Raw genomic sequence first — 18,506 nt, forward strand, 5'->3', positions numbered from 1 at the left:
CCAGTCGAGCGGCATTGTGTCTTTGGCTGTCGCTCGTTGTATCTGCCGGTTGATGGAGTTTCGGCTTGAAGTGACCAACGAGGAAACGGAGAGCACGATTTTTTCGATAGTCTCGCACATCGGCGCGCCAGATAGGTTGTAGCGGGGCTGGCGTACGGCTGTGGTTGTGGTCTTGCCCCCTGAAAGTGGTCTGAACTGAGTGCGAAATTTTGGGTACATTTCTGGCAACAGAGGAGTGTACCGATGCCGAAGAAACGATTCAGCGATGAGCAGATTGCCTTTGCCTTGAGGCAGGCTGAAGCGGGAACGACGGTCGGCGAGATCTGTCGAAAGATGGGGATTGCGGAGGCGACGTTCTATCGCTGGAGGAAGGTCTATGCCGGGATGGGCGTGTCGGAGATCCGGCGCCTGAAGCAGCTCGAAGACGAGAATAGCAAACTGAAGCGACTGGTTGCTGATCTGACATTGGACAAGACCATGCTTCAGGATGCTTTGCGAAAAAAGTGGTGAAGCCTGTCCGACGTCGCGAGGTTGTCCGGCACTATCAGGATGTGTTCGAGGTGTCGGAGCGCCGTGCTTGCAGGGCGATAGGCTTCGGGCGGGCTTCTCACCGATATCAATCCAGGCGCGATCCAGAAGTCGAGCTGCGGATGCGCTTGAAGGAACTGGCGGAGAGCCGGGTGCGATACGGATATCGCCGTCTGCACATCCTTCTGCAGCGGGAGGGCTGGCACGTGAACCATAAACGGTTGTACCGACTATATTGCGAAGAAGGCCTGTCGATGAGGACGCGCAGCCCCAAGCTGCGCCGTGCCTGCCGGTATCGATCCGGTCGATCCGAGGCTGATGGCATGAACGATGTCTGGGCCATGGACTTCATGTCGGATCGCCTGTTCGACGAAAGGCCCTTCCGGATTTTGACGATCGTGGACTGCTTTACGAGAGAAGCTCTCGCGACCACTGCGAGGACAAACTTCCGCGCCTACCAGGTCATTGATGAGTTGGATCGATTAGCGCGGATCAGAGGCAAGCCACGAAGCATTCGAGTCGACAATGGGCCGGAGTTCGCTGGTCGGTTACTTGACCAGTGGGCCTATTTGAACAAGGTCGAGCTGGACTTCTCAAGGCCGGGAAAACCAACGGACAATGCCTACATCGAGGCTTTCAACAGCCGTCTGCGCCAGGAATGTCTGAACGCATCATGGTTCTTATCGATGGACGATGCCCGAGCCCGGATCAACGCTTGGAGAACCGACTACAACGAAACCAGGCCGCATTCTTCGCTAGGGAACTTGACGCCAAGCGAATTTGCGGCCCAACTGAACGAAACTCGAAAGGTCGCATGAAGACCGGACCAGAAACGGGGTGAGCTCCAGTTGGACGGCCGATCTCCTTCTATTACCGGGCCACTTCGTGGGGTAGACGTCGCAATGCAGCATCTTAGAAACCCACAAGAGCATAAGTTCCATGGGGTTCACTCTTGTAGGCTGCTTTTGTTCCCGGCTACCTGTGTACAACGCCATTCCTGTCACAATGTTGACATGCAAAATCACACATCATTCATGGACATACACTTTGCCAACCTCTCAATGTTTTCTCTCAAAGTTCGATTTGTCTCCCGAAGCGGGTCACCAACCAAAAGTCTCCGTTTCGGAGACTTTTGCGTTCCGGAACGGCTCCACTGAGCCGTTGATGGGAACACGTTGAGGAGGTTGGTCAACACCCTTCGGGGACTCGAACTTTGTCCAGATTGCAACCGAGCCACGCTCGGGACGGGTATGCTCAGGAAGGATCGTATATCGGGGATCAAACACCGAAATTCGGTCTTCTCGCACCGACACTCCAGGGTGCTGATGCGCACAGCGATAATAGACGCGACCCTTCTTGAGGGAGCCGCACATTGATCGACCGCAGCGAACGCAGGTGAGTCGCCGGCGATACCGAAAGGCGTGGTGGAACTTTCGACCTGGTCGCCGGCGCTTGAAGATCCGCTGCACCTCGTCAAACAGCTCTCGTGACACTAAGGGCTGATGGACGCCTGGATACGCGACTCCCTTTGACACCACAGTTCCTTCATAGAAGAGGTTCCGGGCACCACGATCCACTTTGTGCATGCTGAGGCCCACGGATCCCTTCGATCGCCTCAACCGTTGCAGCATGCTCTTCTGGATTGTGAACTGAGCAATCAGTCAGAGAGTCCGCAAGTTACTATCATGCCAACTCGATCTGGCCTTCCTCGAAGAGACCGCTCTCAATCAGCTCTTTCTTGGCAGCTTCTGGATTCGGCGTGAAGAGCAGTATCCGCAAGTTTTCTTGAGCGCGCGAGAAACTGACATATGCAAGCTTTCTGCCTCTGTCGCGTTGACCGTCAGTTGGGGCACCAGCTGTTTGGGGCGTCAACAGCTTGGTGAAATTGTAGAGATTCCAACCTGCTTCGATATCATCGTACACAACTAGAACGTCTGCGAACTCTTCACCCTTCGCACCGTGCTGCGTGCTATATGGGGTGTTCTCTTGGATGAAGTCGCAATAGTTTTGAAGTTCGCCGGTCCCCATGGCGAAAAGGGCATCAGCCAACCACTCTCCCTTTTCTGCGCTATGCTCTTCGTCGTTATAGTCTTGTTCGCGTGGTTCTCGGGCCAACTGTTCGATCATCCGGTCAGAGAACTTCACCAGCTCATTGTTTCTACAACAGATCAGGACATCCTTCACCGTTCCATCATTCCATCGCTTGGTTAGCTCTTCTATGTGCTCTTTCGAGTGCCTGACCATTTCCTTTAGAGTCCGGGAAGCGTTGCGTCCGCCCGTGTTGTAGAAGGGACTGCTGGATCGCAAGATATCTATCACTGTCCTCTGATCGTCCGCTCGATATGCATGTATCAGAGGACATATCACCCGCACGAAAGGCTTCAACAAATAATGCTCGCCAGACTCGTAGTCGTCTTGAGCTCGCTGAGAAGCAAATTCGCCAGTGAATAATTGGTTCAACGCTTGAAAGCCCAGGCGCCGTGCAATCATCTGCCTTACCAAGAAGAGTTGAATGACATCATCCCGATCCTTCCACCCCCAAGCCTCCATCGCCTTATCAAATGAAGTGAGGGCATTTTTCAATTGGGCGTCCGTGTATCGGTTCCGACGTCCTTCCGGCTTTTCTGCCTCTACAAGACGAATTAGCACACTGCCTTGGACGTCCTTGTTGATGCCAGCGGGAACCTGTTTGACGTCTTTGCGGAAGGCATTCAGAAAATTGATCACTTCGGGCGCCGAGCGAAAATTCTCTACCTTCGTAATTGTTTGACCACCTTCAGGCGGCTCAAACTCGCCAGCACGACCCTCGTAAATTTGTTGCCACGGGTCGCCAAAGTAGCCAACTATTGGGAGACCGACGTCCGCACAGGCTAGGTTCAAACCTAAGACAATTGGCAAGAACGTATCCTGGGCCTCATCAACGAAGATATATGGATACCTTGCTCCCAGAAGACGGCGAAAGTTGGCTCTCTCTGCCAGCAAATAGCCAGAAATCTCGATAATGTCGTCGTGACTTAGTTGGCCGATGGCATAATCGCTGAAGGAAGCATCTTCGTAGGAAAACTTCGAGACATCTCCGATGCATTTAAGCTCCCCTTCAAGACGCGCGGCTCTCTCTCTTGCTCTGATAGCGGTTTGAGAGGCTCCACCATTATCCTTGTCTTTTGCATTGGCGATCTGAGCGGGGATGCGATCGATTTGCAAAGCTTCACGGATATCACGCTGGAAGCGATGGATCTCTCCCCATAAGAAGCTATGCAGCGTGGTGACGTTGTAAAGCTCGTCAAATCCGAGGCGGCTTCGAATAACCTCGACCGCTCGATTCGTATAAGTGATACAGGCAATGCGTTGGCCATGTTTGTGCAACTCGGCGCCATGCTCTTCCCGGATGATCGCCAAAGCATCGACCAGCGATGTCGTCTTTCCGGAACCCGCGCCCGCAATCAGAGCAAAACTACGCGCCTCCGCAAGGCAAGCAGCGACTTTTTGATCTGCTTCTGTTGGAATACGATCAGACATATCAGTTACGCTTCGCCCTCAGGACCATGTAGGCAAACTTCAAGCCACCTTAATCCCTCAGCGATATAAGCTGGCGTTTGCCAAGCAGCGTTCGTGGCAAGCAAGCTCATTGCAAAGTCGGTCTTCTTGAAGTTGCTCGACTTAATCTGATTGTAGATTGTGTCGAAAGCCTCTCCCAATTCATCTGGAATTTCTTTACCTATGTTTAGGTCGCCATTTCGTAAGAGATCAAAATTCTGATAGGCGATGGCTTCTTCTAGCGTTCGAGGACGCATGGAGAGACTCTTGGCGTCTTCCTCTACCAGGACGTCTTGCTGAAAACTAATGAAGCGGCCCTTTTCCTCTTCGGTCTTCTGGTCCGCTGAAAGCTCGATGAGTTCGGCCACTGAGTTGACACCAAGCAATTGCTTTAGCGACGCATTGGACGTTAAGGCTCCATCCTCGTCTGCACGACATGCGGGATGCTGTCCGTCGGGCTCAACAGAATCCAAATCGGTGATGACCAAGTACGGGATCTTTAGGAATGTAAGCAACTCGTCGAAGCGATGGGCATAGGCGCCGCCAATCTCCAAAATAGTCAAATAGGATGCTCCAAGCCTACTGGCAGACTCACCGATCATCCTCGGCAAGAGCAGCTTTTCTGCCGCACCTTCGACGAGAATGGCAGCGTCAGCAAAAAATAGATCGCAATGTGTCAGCCGCAAATAACGCTGAAGGAATTCCAATGCCTCTTGTTCAGTGGCGGCTTGGCCTTCAACTTCGACTGCCGTGGGCTGAAAATCTCTAAGGCTGTGAATTTCTGTCGCGTTCAGAATCTCAGCGTTCTCGTCGTCGTCCGCCAGCGCGCAGCGACGAAAGTACCGCACCTTCTCGAACTCGGTGGCGTCCAAAATATGCGAAGAGTGGGTGGTCACCACAAGCTGCGGGACCAGACCCTCCTCCCCCTCGGCGGCCGCCGATGATTCCAGGACCTCCCAGATCTTTCTAATGAATGTCTGTTGGACTTGAGCGTGAAGATGGACTTCAGGCTCCTCGATGAAGATCACATGGCAAAGCGGTCGATTGGCGGGAGTCTTGAGCCATTGGGCATGGAAGTGTTTGGCTTGAATGGCCATGTAGATGAGGTTCTTGAAACCAAGCCCATTGTAAAGTTCGGGAAGCTCGTGATTACGTGCAGCGTCAACATAGAGTAGATCAGTACTTCCACGAAGGGCAGTTTCCGGGTTGAGTGTTGAGACAATTTTGAGGTCACGGTCATTGACCGAAGGAACACCGAGGCCTCGTATGACCACCATCAATGGGTCAAATTGAACCGCATAGTGCTCTGTCAGGCGTTCGTTGTTTTCGTCAATGACCTGTTGTGCCTCGGCTGCAATCTCCGGTTGATCCAAATTGTTCTTGTAGAAACCAGCGAATGCACTCGAGAGCTTATTGGCGCGATGTCCCTCTTCGTCATCGATATTGCGCTGAGCATCAACGAAGTCGATCCGAATTAGGCTCTGGAGGAGGCTCTTACCCTCACTTTGGTCGAGACCGGCTGCCTTGACTTCACCCTCGGACTCCTCAAGTGAAGAGTAGGAAACCTCGAAGAATCTGGCCAAGTTTGAATCTAGGGTCAGATAATGTGACAGCGACTTCGCAGGTGGTTCATCCCCTTGAACCGGGTAGGTGCCTAGATACGCGTCACGCAGTTTATTGGGATCAGTAGCGCCAAAGCTCAGTCGAATTCCTAACCGTTCAAAATCTTCGGAGAGATTGGGAAGCAACGTAAATGCGCGTCCAAATTCGATCGTTTCTGGATCGATCCGAAACCAAATATCGAGTTCAATGACAGGTAGCTTTTCAGCGTCTCCGTCTTCGCCAAAGGCGTCGATGTCCTCAATCTTTGAAACTGAGAAATCGTATATTCGAAACTTACGTTGCCCCAAGAAGCACCGAAATACTGCTGTCGCCGAGGTTTTGCCGCTGTTGTTGGGACCAACAAAAACGGTCTCTCGCTCTTCGATAGCAGAGCTTGCGCTTTCCAGGCGACGGAAGTTCCTAATGTTGATTCGGTCGATTTGCATAGAATCCTGTCCGGATAAAATAGTGATCGGGCTTAGCTTAGATGATACGATAGGAGTCTGACTTTGTCAGTCTTTACTTAACTGTCAAATTCTCGCTTCCAACTCGGCAATCAAATGTAAATAATTCAAAGATTAGAATATTTTTGAAAAGATCAAATGAATTATACAAAGCAAAACTAAGCAAGGTAGCTATGTATTCGGATCTTTTTTTTGAATTGTCACATGTGAACAACTTCATCTATGTCACAATGCCTACATGAACAAACGCACATCATTCATCGACATACACTTCGCCAATCTCTCAATATTTTCTCTCAAAGTTCGATTTGTCTCCCGAAGTGGGTCACCACTGGTGCAGGAAACAGCATCAGAGACCTCAGAAAGCCATTCTGACGGCTCTAACTCTAGCTTTTTGTCGGCCACTAAAAGGTTCGAGAATGCGATTCTGAGAAGCTCACGCTGCTCCTGTTGGTTCGCATGTGTGAAGGTCGTCGCCAGGCTTCCTGCCGTGCGGATCGCCTCCTCAATGCGATCGAGAACCTCATCGCCTGCAAGGACGCAGGATCGCGCATATTGCAGGCGGCTACGCTCATTCATGAGCGCAAGCTTCCGTGCTTCGTAGTCGGGCTTGTCGATCAATTCGTCGATGAGGGCGTCGGTGAGCCGTTGGTGCCTCTCGTCAACCCGCTGTATCTGCATGTCGAAACCGCTCACGCGCTGTACGTAGTGATTGTCCTTTCGAACCTCCTCCAGGCCGGCAAGCAACTTGCCGATGGATGAGCTGCTCGGTGTCAGTCTCGCCAGTTCGGAATGAGCTGCCTCTTCCAACCGGTCTTCGCGCATAATGGGCGTCGGGCATCCTTTCGTGTGGCAGCGATAGTAGACGTGAGCCTTCTGCAATTCCGGCACCATAGATGTCCTGCAAATCGCGCATTCAAATAGCCCGCGAAAGCGATGATTGTGCTTTGTGACTTTCTTCTTCGTTCGGTTCGACCGGACGAGTTGAACCTGTTCGAACAATGCAGTCGATATCAGCGGTTCATGGATGCCCTGAAACGCCTCCCCTGTATCACGCAACAGGCAGATGCCATGATAGAAGGGATTGTCGAGCATCCTTTCAATACAGTGACGCGAGACTGGCTTGCCGCCGCCGTTCCTGAGGCCGCGGAGCGCCATCTCATCGGTGAGTGATGGAAGTGAGTATTCTCCGGTCGCATACAGCTGAAACGCCTCTCGCACAAACGGGGCCCGCTCAGGATCCGGGGTCTTCGGTTTGCCTTTGCCCTGGTTGAGGTATCCAATCGGCGCACTGAAGGGAAAGAGGCCCTGTTTCAGGCGACCGCGGATGCCCTTGCGGGTCTCTTCCCTCAGATTCCGGATGTAGTCGGCGGCTATGACTGCCTGAATGTCGGCGGTGAGGCGCCCTCCCCTTGAGCGGAAATCAAGACTTTCGGTTGCAAAGTGGATGTCGATGCCGGCGTCAGACAGGTCGCCGATTCTCGCCCAGTCGGCGAAGTTTCGGGCAGATCGGTCGATCTTGTGAATGACAAGCCCGTCTGCCTTCCGCGCCTTCAGCAATCGAAGCATATCGGTGAACACCGGCCGGCCACGTTTGGCAGCGGTTTCCTTCTCCTCAAACCATTTCGAGATCTTGATCTCGTTCTGTGCCGCGAAGTGCCCAATGGCTTCCTTCTGGGCTTCCAGGGAGACGCCATCTCCTTGCCGCACCGTTGAGACGCGGACATAAGCAAAGCAAGTTTTCATATGATGTGATTGTTATCGGTTAATTGTCCTCTGTGTCCTCCTCGTCGAAGTCCTCCTGTTTCCAGGGCAATTTGCCGTCACGATGCAGGCGCTCGAACATACGCTGGCAGAGCGCGAGATAGGCTTCGAGGCGGGGATCGATGGGGTCCTTGTTCATGCTCTTCATTGTGCCTCATGTTCATTTGTCCCCAGCCCCGCCGCGGTCTCCGTTCTGGTGACTCCGGCACGGCTGCGCGTAAAGGCGGAGAAGGGTTTTGACTGGGCACCGTCGACCATGACGCGGGCGAAGCATTCGAAGTTGGCGAGGCCGATCAGATCGCGGGGATGCACATCGCCCAGCTGGTTGGCGAGCATCGGTGCATCGGTGGCACCGACGCGGAACACCATCATGCTGCCGGCATTGCCCAGGATGGCGGCGAGCAGCGAGCGATCCAGCTGATCGAGATACTGGTGCGCCAGCACGAGACCGACACCGTACTTGCGGAGCTGCGGCAGCATGCCGGCCAGCGCACTGCTGGAGAAGGCATGGAACTCGTCGGCATAGACGATGAAGGGACGGCGGTCCGCGAAGGCCAGCGTTGCCCGGCTGTATCCGGCATGGGCAAAGCCGGAGAGGATCAGACCGCCCAGCACATTGGCGGTATCGGCCCCCAGCCGTCCGGTGGCGAGGTTGACGATCAGGCACTGGCCCTGGTCCATGATGCGGCGGAAGCGAAGCGGAGTTTCAGGTTCGCAGACCGCACGGCGAACCAGGGCATGCGAGAGGAAGGCCCCAAGCTTGTTGGCGATCGGCGCAACACCGTCGGTCGAGCCCTTGTAGCGGAGCGCCTTGAACTCGACCTTCCAGAACGCGCGGACCTGGGCGTCGGTGATGTTGGTGATCATGCGCTCGCGCGCGGTGCTGTCGATGAAGAGCGGCAGGATGTCCCTCAGATCGGCATCGGGCTGGTCGAGCAGGGCCAGCAGGGCGTAGCGCAGCAGATGCTCCATGCGGGCGCCCCAGGCGTCGATCCACTGCTTCTTCAATGTGTCGATCAGGCTGGAGGCCACCAGTGGCCGGTGTTCCTCGGCCACAAGGGTCAGCGGGTTGTAGCCGAAGGGACAGGCCGGATCGGCGACGTCCCAGTAGATGTGCGGGGCTTCGATCGTCCCGGTCAGCTCGGATGCGAGATCGCCGTGCGGGTCGAGCAGGCAGAAGCCGGTACCGGCTTGTGCGTCCTGCCGCGCCAGATCCGCGATCAGGCTGGATTTGCCGGCCCCGGTCTGACCGACGATGTAGAGATGCATCAGCCGGTCGCGGAGCCCCATCCGGAAGCTTCGGCGGCCCGACCGCTGGTGGGCCTCGCCCAGGGTGATGTAGGGATCTGGAGAACGCATGCTCTCCAGCATCCCATGCCCCGACCTGTCCCCGGGGGTGCCGCAGTCTCCGCTGCGTTGACCCCGGCGCGGCTGGGGATAGCGCGTTCCATGCGATGATGTCTGTGGGAGGCGCGCGGCGGTTCAATTGGCCACACCCGACGGTTACTTCCCATGTTCTTTTATTCTCACTTGCACCACCGGGCGGTCTCCCGCCGCCCGGAGGCACCTGACCCCTGTGCCGGTCGGGAGCCTCCGGGCGAAAGGAGGCCATCATGACAGATCACGAACCAGCCAACCCGGAGACCGGGGACACCACCGACGATGCGGACCGGACCGCACGGATCCGGAACCTGAACGACCGGTTCCGCACCCTTGGCAGCGGCAGGGGCCGCATCCTCATCACACCGGGGATCCAGGCGCTCGGCATCGCCGCCGGGGTCGAGATCCTCAAGCGGGTCCGGACCTTCGATGACTTCTCCGAAGACAATGACCCCTACGGGGAACATGACTTCGGATCGTTCGATCATGCCGGAGAGACGATCTTCTGGAAGATCGATCACTACGGCCTGACCCTCGACACCGGATCTGAGGACCCGGCCGACGAGACGGTCACCACCCGTGTGCTCACCATCCTGCTCGCAAGCGAGTATTAAAGCGTTCTGTTCCAGTTCCTATCCCTACAAGCCACCTTGCCGGTCTCCGGCGGGTGGCTTTTTCCTGTCCGGCAATGGCCGGACCTGTCCACGGACCTGCCCGTTCGCCTGGCTCGCTCAGTCCCACATCCGCTCGGCGATCTCCTGCTCCTCGCGTCCGCTGGCATTGGTATAGATCGCGGTCGTCGACAGGGCCGCATGACCCATCCACTTGGAGAGCATGTTGAGCGGTACGCTCCGGCGGATGGCATGCACGCCATAGCCGTGCCGCAGGCCCTTGGGCGAGGCCTGCGCGCCCTCGATCCCGGCTTCCGCCATCACCGCCTTGATCCAGCGGTATCCGGTGGAGCGGTTGAGCGCCCGGCCCCGATGCCGCCACAGCGGCTCGCCCGACGGGGTCCCGGCTCCTCCGATCCCGTGCGTCGCGGCCAGCAGGTCGGCGAGCACGGCCGGGATCGGCACCTCCCGCATCTCGTGGCGGTGGCGCTTCTTCAGTGTCCGGAAGCTGATCACACGCGCCCGGAGCTGCAGGGACGCAGGCGTCAGTTCCAGTGCCTCCGATATCCGGCAGCCAGTATGCAGCAGCACCATGCAGAAGCTGCCGACATGCGGGTCGGCCCCCCGTGCGGCAGCAATGAAGCGCGCGCGCTCGGCCGCGTTGATATAGAGGCGGCGCTTGCGACGGTCGTAGAGCCGCATCTCGGACGTCATCGCCCGGGGTTCGGTGTGCATCATGATTGAGTGAGATCAGACTGGCAAAAGCCCTCTCCTAGAGAGCTGTCCGGCGGCATGCAACCGAATTGCCAATTCTGCGCAACCCGTTGAACTATAGTGATAATTCAGCTCAACGCGCGGCTCGAAGCGGAATCGTAGCAACCCCGATTCCCCGTGGCAAGGCTCAACTGCGCCGCCTCATCTCATCCTACAGAATTGGCAATAATGGTGCAAACTGGGCCTGGGGACAGCGCCCGTCCTGCACCCGGCAATCGAGGGAGCGACGGGGATGACCGGACACGTGAAGAACCGGTCATCTGGCTCGCTCGTCCCGGCATGGGGTGCAATGCACCGGTGTATCCGCCTGACGACAGTCACCACCATCGCGGCACTGTGCTGCCTGTGCGTCGCCTGCGGCACACAGGAGCGACGTACCGGTCTGGCAGAACTTGCGCCTCTGCCCATACATGCCGGGACATCACTCTGGATCGACACGGACCCGGTCTCCCGGCCCAACCAGACCGCCGACATCGACGATGTGCTGGCGGTTCGCATGATACTGGCGAGCGGGATCCGGATCGAAGGCATCTCCACCACCCATGGCAACGGATCAGCCGAAGAGACCTGGCAGAGCGCTGTGACGGAGTTCGAGACCATGCCGCTGCACCGGGGCCAGCCAGCAGCCGGATGCGTGAACCCTGCGGTCGCGGGTCTGGCCACGGTCCTGCACGCGACCGCAGTGACCATCCTCGCCCTCGGCCCCCTGACCAACATCGCCCAGCTGCTGGCCTGCCATCCGCGCCTGGGGAGCCGGATCGTCCGGATTGTCGCCGTCGCGGGACGCCATCCCGGCGAACGGTTCCGGCTTGGTGGTGGTTCGACCGGGATCGAACTCCGCGATCTCAACTACGAGACAGACCGGGCAGCCTTCCGGGCAGTGCTCACGTCCGGTGTGCCGGTTGATCTCGTCCCCTTCGCGGCGGGGAACAGGGTTCGTCTCACCTATGACGATCTGGACGGCATGCCGGAACGGCTGCGCGACCGTGCCTGGAGCTGGGCGCTGATCCTCTGGTTCGCGGGCGGCGGTGGCACCCTGCCCGCCTTCGACCAGACCGCGGCCGGCCTGCTGCTCTGGCCGGGCCTCTATGGCTTCGAGCCGGTTATTGCCGAGGCCGGCCAGGATCTGATCCTGCGGCCGGATCGCGGGACAGGTCGCGCCACGCTGCGGCGATGCCTGCCACGGGATGCGCCGCAGTTGAAGCAACGGATACGCAGGCTCCAGTCCTGAACACCCTGCCGGCAGGACCACGCCAGCTGCCGCGTCCATGAGAGACACAGCAAACAACAGATCAGCAGAGGAACGACATCATGAAGAGAGAGACCTCGAACACCGGCAGGGCCGTGCCGGTTCCCGCCGCCATCATCGCTGCAACGCTTGCTGCGGTCCTTGTTCTGGCCGGCTGTCAGACCACGGGCGGCAACGCTGCTCCTGAACAGGTGCCCGTGACGGGGCCCGCCGCACCAGCGGTCCTCGAGAACTATGCCGGGGTCAGCTTCACGCCGCCGCCCGGCGCCACGCAGCTGTCGTGCCGCGAACCCGACATCCCGGCCTACCGGTGGAGCTGGGCCTGCACCATGGCCCACAGCGGCGGCAGAATCATCCGCATCGAGTTCTGGCGTGACGTCGAACCGGACGAGGCCGAGATGCGGGACTGGCTGGCGCGCTACTTCTTCCGTCCGGCCACGGCGAACTTCAGTTCCAACATCTCGTTTGTGGCGGAGCGCCGCCAGATGATGTCCCTTGCCGATGGCCGCCAGGTCGAGGCGGTCTTCGGGCGTGGAAGACAGCAATCCAGCGGCGACACCAGCCACCGCATTGCGATCCTCATCATACCTGCCGCCTTCAACAGCGCGGGCAGGACAATGAGCCTGCTGTTCGGTCGCAACCAGTGGCAGACGCCAGGTGTCACACCGGGCGAGGTGCAGCGCTTCCTCGATGGCATGCGGTTCCCGAAAAAAGCAGAGGGCTGATGGGCCGGAATTGCGCGATCGTCAGAATCAGCGCACCCGATCCTTGAGTTTGCCGCTGGCCTTGAAGGCCAGCACGCGCCTCGGCTCGATGGCCACAGGCGCACCGGTCTTCGGATTGCGTCCGATCCGCAGGCTCTTCTCCCGGACAGAGAAATTGCCAAACGTATGGATCTTGACGTCATGACCGGCAACAAGCGCGTCCGCGATCTCGTCGATCAGCATGTCCAGCAGTTGACGGCTGGCCTGCCGGGACAGTCCCACCCGCATCGCGATGGCCTCACTCAACTGCGCTCTGCTTATGGTCTTGCCACTCATGGGACGCACTCCGATACCACCACCCGGTCCAGCCTATGGGACGGCGATGGTGCGTGCCAGCGTGTTTGAAGACTGTCAAAGCCTTGGTGTTTGTCGATTGCCGCTCACAGGCCGGCGGTCAGCGCGGCCAGACCAACACGCATCCTTGCTGCCTGGATGCGCGAGAAATTCACCCAAACGGATCCGGCTCTGAGTTTGACCTGTGCAATGAGGCGCATGGCGGCGGTACGACTGGTCTACAATCAATAGGGCTCATTCCGATCTGATACTTTCCTGAAACCCTGGACATTCAGGCCGAAATAGAATGGCAACCGCATGAATGCCGTGGCGATGGTGAATCTGGGCGGGAAGCGGTCGTTCGTTGCAGATGCAAGTGCCCAGGTCGCGATCTCCGAAAGCAGATACCAAAAAAAATGCAAGCAGAGCTGTGCACGTCTTGTCGGGAGCTATACGCGCTCGGCGTCCGACGCGTCATCAGCTGGTCAACGACAACCTCTGGCCTCGGCGCAAAGTTCTTTAGATTCTTTACCTGCCCTGACAATCGCAGCCTCCACCTCAGACAGGTTTGCTAAACGGATCTGCGCCCGCGCCGGTTCGAGAACATCTATGTCCAGATTTAGGCGCTTGATGAAGTAGTATGCCAAAGACAGGCGCATCTCGATCCTGCGGACGCCATCGCGCATATCGTAGTCGCGCTGGATCGCTTCGCTCTGTGCTTCGCTCAAGCCGGGATGCGGGCACAACAGAAGTTCAATCTTGTTTTGCCAAGCTAGGTCATTCTCTGGATCAAAAGACGCTGGTCGTAGTCTGCCCAGACGCTCGATTCGCGTCAGGACGAAATCGCGGAACTCCCTGCGCTCGCAGCAATAGGCGCGCGCGTGCCAACGGTGACCATCAAAGGCCAAGGCGTGCGGCGCGACATCGCGCCACCTCGTGCTTGTAAGCGACCGGTAGTGAATGGAGATGGCCTTCTTTGACCGAATAGCAGTCAGGATTGTCTGGAGAACAGTGATGCGCACATCGCGGACTATCTCTGGAGCAACATCCACACTGGGTAACTGGCTGAACGGCACGTCGTCGCGTTTTATGACGCCGTTTACCAAGGCGCGCAGCTGCAACAGTAGGCGGTTTGCCGACACACGCAAAAAACGGGGCTTCATCCCACTCGATCGAACAAACCTTTTCTCTGTCGCATTGTACTCGATGTTGTCGCCGGCAGCCTCCCGGTAGTTCCTCAGGTCGATGGAGGCTTGTGGTGTCGAAATACCAAAGCGTGCCTCGAGATCACTCCGGTTCAGATGACCTTCCCAGACTAGGCGCCACTCGATGAACTCGAACCGAGGAGCCAGATTACGGCTGGGAGATGGCGAGTCATCGGTCATGGTCTACCCCTATTGGTTCTTGACAGGTATAGTAGCTATACCCATATAGTTTCAATAGTGTTGATGCGGGTTGGCGGGAGGAGCCTCGGATCGAAACGAAGATGCTGCAGCAAGAAAGGCTGGAGGATGGATAGAGATCATGTAGGCCACCGCGAGATCGAGCAGTTTGCGACGGATCGGGTAAACCTTCCGAAGGAAAAGGCGAACGAGTACCGGGCCCAGGCCCGTCGGCTTAGGGAGAAGCTTGAGGGCTACCTCGACGAACATCCCGACTTCACGCTGCGCAAAATGTTGCTGTCCGGTAGTTTGGCAAAAGGCACCGCGCTTCGGTCGCTGAACGACATTGATGTGGCCTGTTACGTCAGCGGAGCGGACGCACCCCGCGATATCGACGAACTCCTTGACTACATCGTCGAGCGCTTGCGTAAGGCATTCCCGAACTTTTCGCCGGATCAGGTTCAGCCGCAGACCTACTCGGTGACCGTTTCCTTTAAGGGAACGGGGTTGGATGTCGATATCGTTCCCATACTCTACAGCGGTGATCCGCAGTGGTATGGTGACCTCGTGAGCCAGGAGGATGGCTCCTTCCTCAAGACCAGTATTCCGCTGCATCTCGAATTTGCGACGAAGCGCAAGAAGGCGCAGGCGACACACTTCGCTCAGGTCGTCCGGCTCGTGAAATTCTGGGCACGGCGCCTCAAGAACGAGGATCCTGACTTTCGGTTCAAATCATTCATGATCGAGATGATCATGGCCAAACTCTGCGATGATGGTCTCGATCTCAGTGACTATCCCGAAGCGCTTCAGCACTTTTTCACCTACATCGCGAGGAGCAATTTGCGCGAGCGTATCGTGTTCGCCGACTATTACCCGCCGTCTAGTGTCGGCTCGCCTTGCGACACGGTGCAGATCATTGATCCGGTCAATGCTGAGAACAATGTCGCGCGTCTCTACACGCCGTCTAATGCGGATGCGATTGTGGAGGCCGCGCTTGATGCCGGTGATGCCATTGATGGCGCGCTGGCGGCCCCTACAAAGCAGCTGACGGTCGCCTACTGGCAGAAGGTCTTCGGCTCGACATTCCAAGTTTGAGGTAGCGGTATGTCATTCAGTCTCACAATTGCTGAAAGCTCCACCTTCACCGTTACGCACGCGCGTCACATGGCGGCCAAAGTGGCGACAGACCTCAAGCGCGTCCAACGTTTCTATGGGTCGCCCAGCGACGGCCGCATCGCAGACTATGAAACGGAAGCGATCGCGCTGATGAAGGCGGGCTATCTGAATTACGTCTGGTACGGTTTCAAGCGCAACGAGCTCTGGATCGAACCGACGCTGAAATACACCGCGCAGGACCTTTGCAGCGGATCGGTCGACGATGACCCTGGGAAGATCGGTCCTGGCGCCGATGTCTCCGGCGCGTGCTTCTCCAGCTATCTGACCTACAGCCCAACTTGGTATGCGCTGAGCGCCGCTGAGCAGGACACCTTCAAACGGGGCCTTCCGTACATCCGAACCGGTGCTGCCGAGCCTTCGGTGAACGGCTATCTGTCGACTGACAGAACCTACTCATCCGGCGGGCGGGCCCTTGAGCGTGCAACTGTACGGAGTTTTTGATGCAGACAACCCCGACCCTTGATGAGCTTTTCGATCGGCGCCTGGTTTATCCAGATTTTGAGCCGCAAGAGAGGCTTGCTCGTCTGGTTGGCCTTGATCAGCAGAAGGACCGGCTGACAAAAGTCCTTGGTCTACTTGTTAACCCGACTGGATTAACTCAATGGGCTGATCGGCATCATCCGGGCGCGGCCGCGCTCTTGGATTCGGTTGTGCGAAGGCCGCCACTGGTCGTCCTCGCCGGTGATGTCGGTTCAGGTAAGACCGAACTCGCCGAAACGATCGGTGATGCGGTGGCCCGACAGGAGAAGATAGAGATCACGCTCTTTCCGCTGAGTTTGTCGACCCGTGGTCAGGGCCGTGTCGGCGAGATGACCCAGCTGATTTCGGCTGCTTTCGACTACACGCTGCAGGAGGCTGGTAGGCTGCCTGCGGGCAAAGGGCGTAGCCGCGGCGCTGTCATCTTGCTGGTTGATGAAGCGGACGCCTTGGCCCAGTCGCGCGAGGCGAGCCAGATGCACCATGAAGACCGCGCCGGCGTCAACGCCTTCATAAGAGGCGTCGATCAAATTACGAACTCCAAGGTCCCGGCGGCCATCATCATGTGCACGAATCGCTTGAACTCGCTTGACCCAGCCGTCCGGCGCCGTGCAGCTGATATTCTGGAATTTTCTCGTCCCGACGACGCCCAGCGTCACTTCGTTCTCTCAACGCGCCTCGAACCCCTTGGCCTTACTCCGCAGCATCTCAAGGCACTGGTTGACGCGACCGGTACGGTCGAAGGGAGAAAGCACGGCTTCACCTTTTCCGATCTGACACAGCGTCTCATTCCCTCACTGGTCCTCGACGCCTATCCATCTCGACCGGTTGATGGCGTACGCGCCGTAGAAATAGCGCGCGCAATGATCCCAACACCGCCCTTCCAGGACCTATCTGCAAACGGTTGACGCAAAGCGATGACACAAGCGGTTTCGGCCCGACGCGATGGCGATACTTTCCAGGCTCGCCAGTTTTGGCTCCGGGCCGGGCAGTTGCTCGACGCGGCAAGCCCAATTGTTCGTGTTGGCTTTGAGAGCGGGCCTAAGAGTTACGACGACGTGTGGACGGAATACGCCGACGGTCGGGAGCCAAAGGACGCGTCGGGTAATCCGCTGAAGCGAGAGCACATTCAGTCGAAATGGCATGCAACGCCAGGAACGTACGGCTACGCCGATCTGACTGATCCAGATTTCATCAACGCGAACGCCCGGTCTTTGCTGCAGCGCGCTCGCGACGCCCAACTACAAAATGCGCCTCTCGGTTCGGGAGCTCAGTTCAAACTGGTGACGAACTGGCACCTCGACCGCCATGACAATCTCAATCCTCTTATCAGTCAGCGATCCGGGTCTATTCGCCTTGATCGCCTCTTTGGGACGAGAACCGACAATAGTAAAGCCGGGCGAATCCGAAAATCTTGGCGAGACCATCTGGAACTCGATGATGACGAGTTGCGTCTCTTTGCCGGCACTCTAGCCTTCGGTCATACGTCAGGAACGCTTGACGAACTGCGTGGCTGGCTCGACATTCTATTTGCGTCGGTCGGATTGCGCCGGGTTCCAGCTCATGAGAGCGCATTTTTCTACGATGACCTGATCTTTCAGTGGATGGCACAGGGCCGCCTTGAGTTCGATGAGCAGACCTTAAGGGCGGCCTGCACAGAACAGGGTCTGTTCGGCGACCCGCAGGAAAGACCCAGAGTTTATGGCGTTAAGTCGTTCGAACACGCTTACGACCGGCTTGAGAACCGGTGTGATGAGGTTTTGAATCTTGTACCGGCTTTTGACAAAAGGTTTATCCATGACGATGCTGATTGGTCGTCGAAGTTATATCCGGAACTCGCCACGTTTCTTCACGATGCTGCTGGCGATCGGCACGAGCTACGGTTGGCGCTTGACGCGCATTCGACCTTGGCGTTTGCCGCTGGTAGGATCCTTGATGTGAAATCAGGTCGTCGTGTGGAACTGGAGCAGCGAACACCGAAGCGAGATGTTTGGAGCGCCGATGATGTTCCGGCAGATTCGAACTGGCCGGGACTGGAACAGACGGTCATCGATCTGAACGCGGACGCTCCTGATATTGCTGTTGCCATAGGCATCACGCACTACATCACCGATGATGTCCGGAGCTTTTTGGACGATCACTTGCCTAGTGTCGGGCGTTTGCTGTCTCTTGGCCCCTCTTCGGGCGCTGGGTACCATTCTGTCGAGGCTGGACGACATGCGTTTGCGTTGGCTCAAGCCGCAAAGAACGCTATGCGTTCGGCGATGGGTGGAACATCACGGGAAGCTCGCGTTCACATTTTTGTTGCAGCTCCAAATGCGCTGACGTTCTTTCTAGGACAGCAGTCACCAGTGCTCGGACGTGTTAGCCTCTATGAGTTTGATTTTGAGGGGTCGCGTGATCGAACTTATCGTCCTTCTTTGTCCCTTCCTGTTACCACTTCGTAGAACCGATGCGTGATATCCAATTTCCGATCTCTATTGCCGCATGCCGAAATCTCGGCATATGGCCGCTGTGCAAATACT

The 18,506-nt window shown here is 57.2% G+C and carries 16 protein-coding genes; 8 read left to right on the forward strand and 8 right to left on the reverse strand.

The genetic code is table 11. The annotated features are described in order from the left end of the window. Positions 1-243 precede the first annotated feature (243 nt). Positions 244-1,346, forward strand: a protein-coding gene (locus tag ACN0X7_RS17635; RefSeq protein ID WP_417519701.1) for an IS3 family transposase whose coding sequence is annotated in 2 segments (ribosomal slippage) — positions 244-496 and positions 496-1,346 — 1,104 coding nt in all. Because the reading frame shifts where the segments join, the coding sequence is not laid out codon by codon here. Positions 1,347-2,211: 865 nt separating this feature from the next. Here the strand turns inward: ACN0X7_RS17635 and ACN0X7_RS17640 are convergent. The 5 genes from ACN0X7_RS17640 to ACN0X7_RS17660 form a co-directional block, all read right to left on the reverse strand. Continuing rightward, positions 2,212-4,047 (reverse strand): UvrD-helicase domain-containing protein, encoded by a 1,836-nt coding sequence (locus ACN0X7_RS17640; RefSeq protein ID WP_417519703.1) that lies wholly within the window; start codon positions 4,045-4,047, stop codon positions 2,212-2,214. A 5-nt stretch (positions 4,048-4,052) separates the two neighbouring features. Then, positions 4,053-6,113 (reverse strand): ATP-dependent nuclease, encoded by a 2,061-nt coding sequence (locus ACN0X7_RS17645; RefSeq protein WP_417519705.1) that lies wholly within the window; start codon positions 6,111-6,113, stop codon positions 4,053-4,055. Positions 6,114-6,365: 252 nt separating this feature from the next. After that, positions 6,366-7,877 (reverse strand): recombinase family protein, encoded by a 1,512-nt coding sequence (locus ACN0X7_RS17650; protein WP_417519707.1) that lies wholly within the window; start codon positions 7,875-7,877, stop codon positions 6,366-6,368. A gap of 19 nt (positions 7,878-7,896) precedes the next feature. Beyond that, entirely contained in the window at positions 7,897-8,043 is a 147-nt protein-coding gene (locus ACN0X7_RS17655) for a hypothetical protein (RefSeq protein WP_417519709.1), read from the reverse strand. Continuing rightward, positions 8,040-9,254: a type IV secretory system conjugative DNA transfer family protein gene (locus ACN0X7_RS17660; protein ID WP_417519711.1), complete on the reverse strand. Its 1,215-nt coding sequence runs from the start codon at positions 9,252-9,254 to the stop codon at positions 8,040-8,042. Before ACN0X7_RS17660 ends, ACN0X7_RS17655 begins: the two co-directional genes overlap by 4 nt. A gap of 254 nt (positions 9,255-9,508) precedes the next feature. Here ACN0X7_RS17660 and ACN0X7_RS17665 point away from each other — a divergent pair, with 254 nt between their 5' ends. Then, positions 9,509-9,889, forward strand: coding sequence for a DUF3768 domain-containing protein (locus tag ACN0X7_RS17665; RefSeq protein WP_417519713.1), 381 nt, complete (start codon positions 9,509-9,511; stop codon positions 9,887-9,889). A gap of 117 nt (positions 9,890-10,006) precedes the next feature. Here ACN0X7_RS17665 and ACN0X7_RS17670 read toward each other — a convergent pair whose 3' ends face one another. Continuing rightward, positions 10,007-10,624 (reverse strand): tyrosine-type recombinase/integrase, encoded by a 618-nt coding sequence (locus ACN0X7_RS17670; protein ID WP_417519715.1) that lies wholly within the window; start codon positions 10,622-10,624, stop codon positions 10,007-10,009. Positions 10,625-10,949: 325 nt separating this feature from the next. On the opposite strand from ACN0X7_RS17670, the gene ACN0X7_RS17675 reads away from it, so the two are divergent. Together ACN0X7_RS17675 and ACN0X7_RS17680 are read left to right on the forward strand one after the other, a co-directional pair. After that, positions 10,950-11,891 (forward strand): nucleoside hydrolase, encoded by a 942-nt coding sequence (locus ACN0X7_RS17675; RefSeq protein ID WP_417519717.1) that lies wholly within the window; start codon positions 10,950-10,952, stop codon positions 11,889-11,891. Between the two features lie 80 nt (positions 11,892-11,971). Next, entirely contained in the window at positions 11,972-12,634 is a 663-nt protein-coding gene (locus ACN0X7_RS17680; RefSeq protein WP_417519719.1) for a hypothetical protein, read from the forward strand. A 27-nt stretch (positions 12,635-12,661) separates the two neighbouring features. On the opposite strand, the gene ACN0X7_RS17685 is transcribed toward ACN0X7_RS17680, so the two are convergent. Together ACN0X7_RS17685 and ACN0X7_RS17690 are read right to left on the reverse strand one after the other, a co-directional pair. Next, positions 12,662-12,949 carry an integration host factor subunit alpha gene (locus ACN0X7_RS17685; protein ID WP_417519721.1) on the reverse strand — a complete coding sequence of 96 codons (288 nt, stop codon included), beginning with the start codon at positions 12,947-12,949 and terminating at the stop codon, positions 12,662-12,664. A 482-nt stretch (positions 12,950-13,431) separates the two neighbouring features. After that, complete coding sequence (locus ACN0X7_RS17690; RefSeq protein WP_417519723.1) at positions 13,432-14,331, reverse strand: helix-turn-helix transcriptional regulator; 900 nt, start codon at positions 14,329-14,331, stop codon at positions 13,432-13,434. A gap of 126 nt (positions 14,332-14,457) precedes the next feature. Between ACN0X7_RS17690 and ACN0X7_RS17695 the strand changes: the two genes are divergently transcribed. From ACN0X7_RS17695 to ACN0X7_RS17710, 4 genes are read left to right on the forward strand one after another with little or no spacing between them, the layout of a single operon-like run. Further along, a complete protein-coding gene (locus ACN0X7_RS17695) occupies positions 14,458-15,423 on the forward strand; it encodes a CBASS oligonucleotide cyclase (protein WP_417519725.1) in 966 nt (321 codons plus the stop codon). Positions 15,424-15,432: 9 nt separating this feature from the next. Then, positions 15,433-15,945 (forward strand): hypothetical protein, encoded by a 513-nt coding sequence (locus ACN0X7_RS17700; protein ID WP_417519727.1) that lies wholly within the window; start codon positions 15,433-15,435, stop codon positions 15,943-15,945. Further along, positions 15,945-16,889 (forward strand): AAA family ATPase, encoded by a 945-nt coding sequence (locus ACN0X7_RS17705; RefSeq protein WP_417519729.1) that lies wholly within the window; start codon positions 15,945-15,947, stop codon positions 16,887-16,889. Before ACN0X7_RS17700 ends, ACN0X7_RS17705 begins: the two co-directional genes overlap by 1 nt. Before the next feature lie 9 nt (positions 16,890-16,898). After that, on the forward strand, positions 16,899-18,428 hold the full coding sequence (locus ACN0X7_RS17710; RefSeq protein WP_417519731.1) for an SAVED domain-containing protein: 1,530 nt from the start codon (positions 16,899-16,901) through the stop codon (positions 18,426-18,428). Positions 18,429-18,506: the final 78 nt, after the last annotated feature.

Origin of the sequence: Minwuia sp., from assembly GCF_048263705.1 — a bacterium.
Taxonomy (GTDB): Bacteria; Pseudomonadota; Alphaproteobacteria; order Minwuiales; family Minwuiaceae; genus Minwuia.

Bases quoted from the DNA above. Each gene is read 5' to 3' on its own strand.
- ACN0X7_RS17710 (WP_417519731.1), top strand. From the start codon at position 16,899: ATGACACAAGCGGTTTCGGCCCGACGCGATGGCGATACTTTCCAGGCT.
- ACN0X7_RS17700 (WP_417519727.1), top strand. From the start codon at position 15,433: ATGTCATTCAGTCTCACAATTGCTGAAAGCTCCACCTTCACCGTTACG.
- ACN0X7_RS17705 (WP_417519729.1), top strand. From the start codon at position 15,945: ATGCAGACAACCCCGACCCTTGATGAGCTTTTCGATCGGCGCCTGGTT.
- ACN0X7_RS17640 (WP_417519703.1), bottom strand. From the start codon at position 4,047: ATGTCTGATCGTATTCCAACAGAAGCAGATCAAAAAGTCGCTGCTTGC.
- ACN0X7_RS17645 (WP_417519705.1), bottom strand. From the start codon at position 6,113: ATGCAAATCGACCGAATCAACATTAGGAACTTCCGTCGCCTGGAAAGC.
- ACN0X7_RS17675 (WP_417519717.1), top strand. From the start codon at position 10,950: ATGCACCGGTGTATCCGCCTGACGACAGTCACCACCATCGCGGCACTG.
- ACN0X7_RS17680 (WP_417519719.1), top strand. From the start codon at position 11,972: ATGAAGAGAGAGACCTCGAACACCGGCAGGGCCGTGCCGGTTCCCGCC.
- ACN0X7_RS17695 (WP_417519725.1), top strand. From the start codon at position 14,458: ATGGATAGAGATCATGTAGGCCACCGCGAGATCGAGCAGTTTGCGACG.
- ACN0X7_RS17685 (WP_417519721.1), bottom strand. From the start codon at position 12,949: ATGAGTGGCAAGACCATAAGCAGAGCGCAGTTGAGTGAGGCCATCGCG.
- ACN0X7_RS17660 (WP_417519711.1), bottom strand. From the start codon at position 9,254: ATGCGTTCTCCAGATCCCTACATCACCCTGGGCGAGGCCCACCAGCGG.
- ACN0X7_RS17655 (WP_417519709.1), bottom strand. From the start codon at position 8,043: ATGAAGAGCATGAACAAGGACCCCATCGATCCCCGCCTCGAAGCCTAT.
- ACN0X7_RS17650 (WP_417519707.1), bottom strand. From the start codon at position 7,877: ATGAAAACTTGCTTTGCTTATGTCCGCGTCTCAACGGTGCGGCAAGGA.
- ACN0X7_RS17665 (WP_417519713.1), top strand. From the start codon at position 9,509: ATGACAGATCACGAACCAGCCAACCCGGAGACCGGGGACACCACCGAC.
- ACN0X7_RS17670 (WP_417519715.1), bottom strand. From the start codon at position 10,624: ATGATGCACACCGAACCCCGGGCGATGACGTCCGAGATGCGGCTCTAC.
- ACN0X7_RS17690 (WP_417519723.1), bottom strand. From the start codon at position 14,331: ATGACCGATGACTCGCCATCTCCCAGCCGTAATCTGGCTCCTCGGTTC.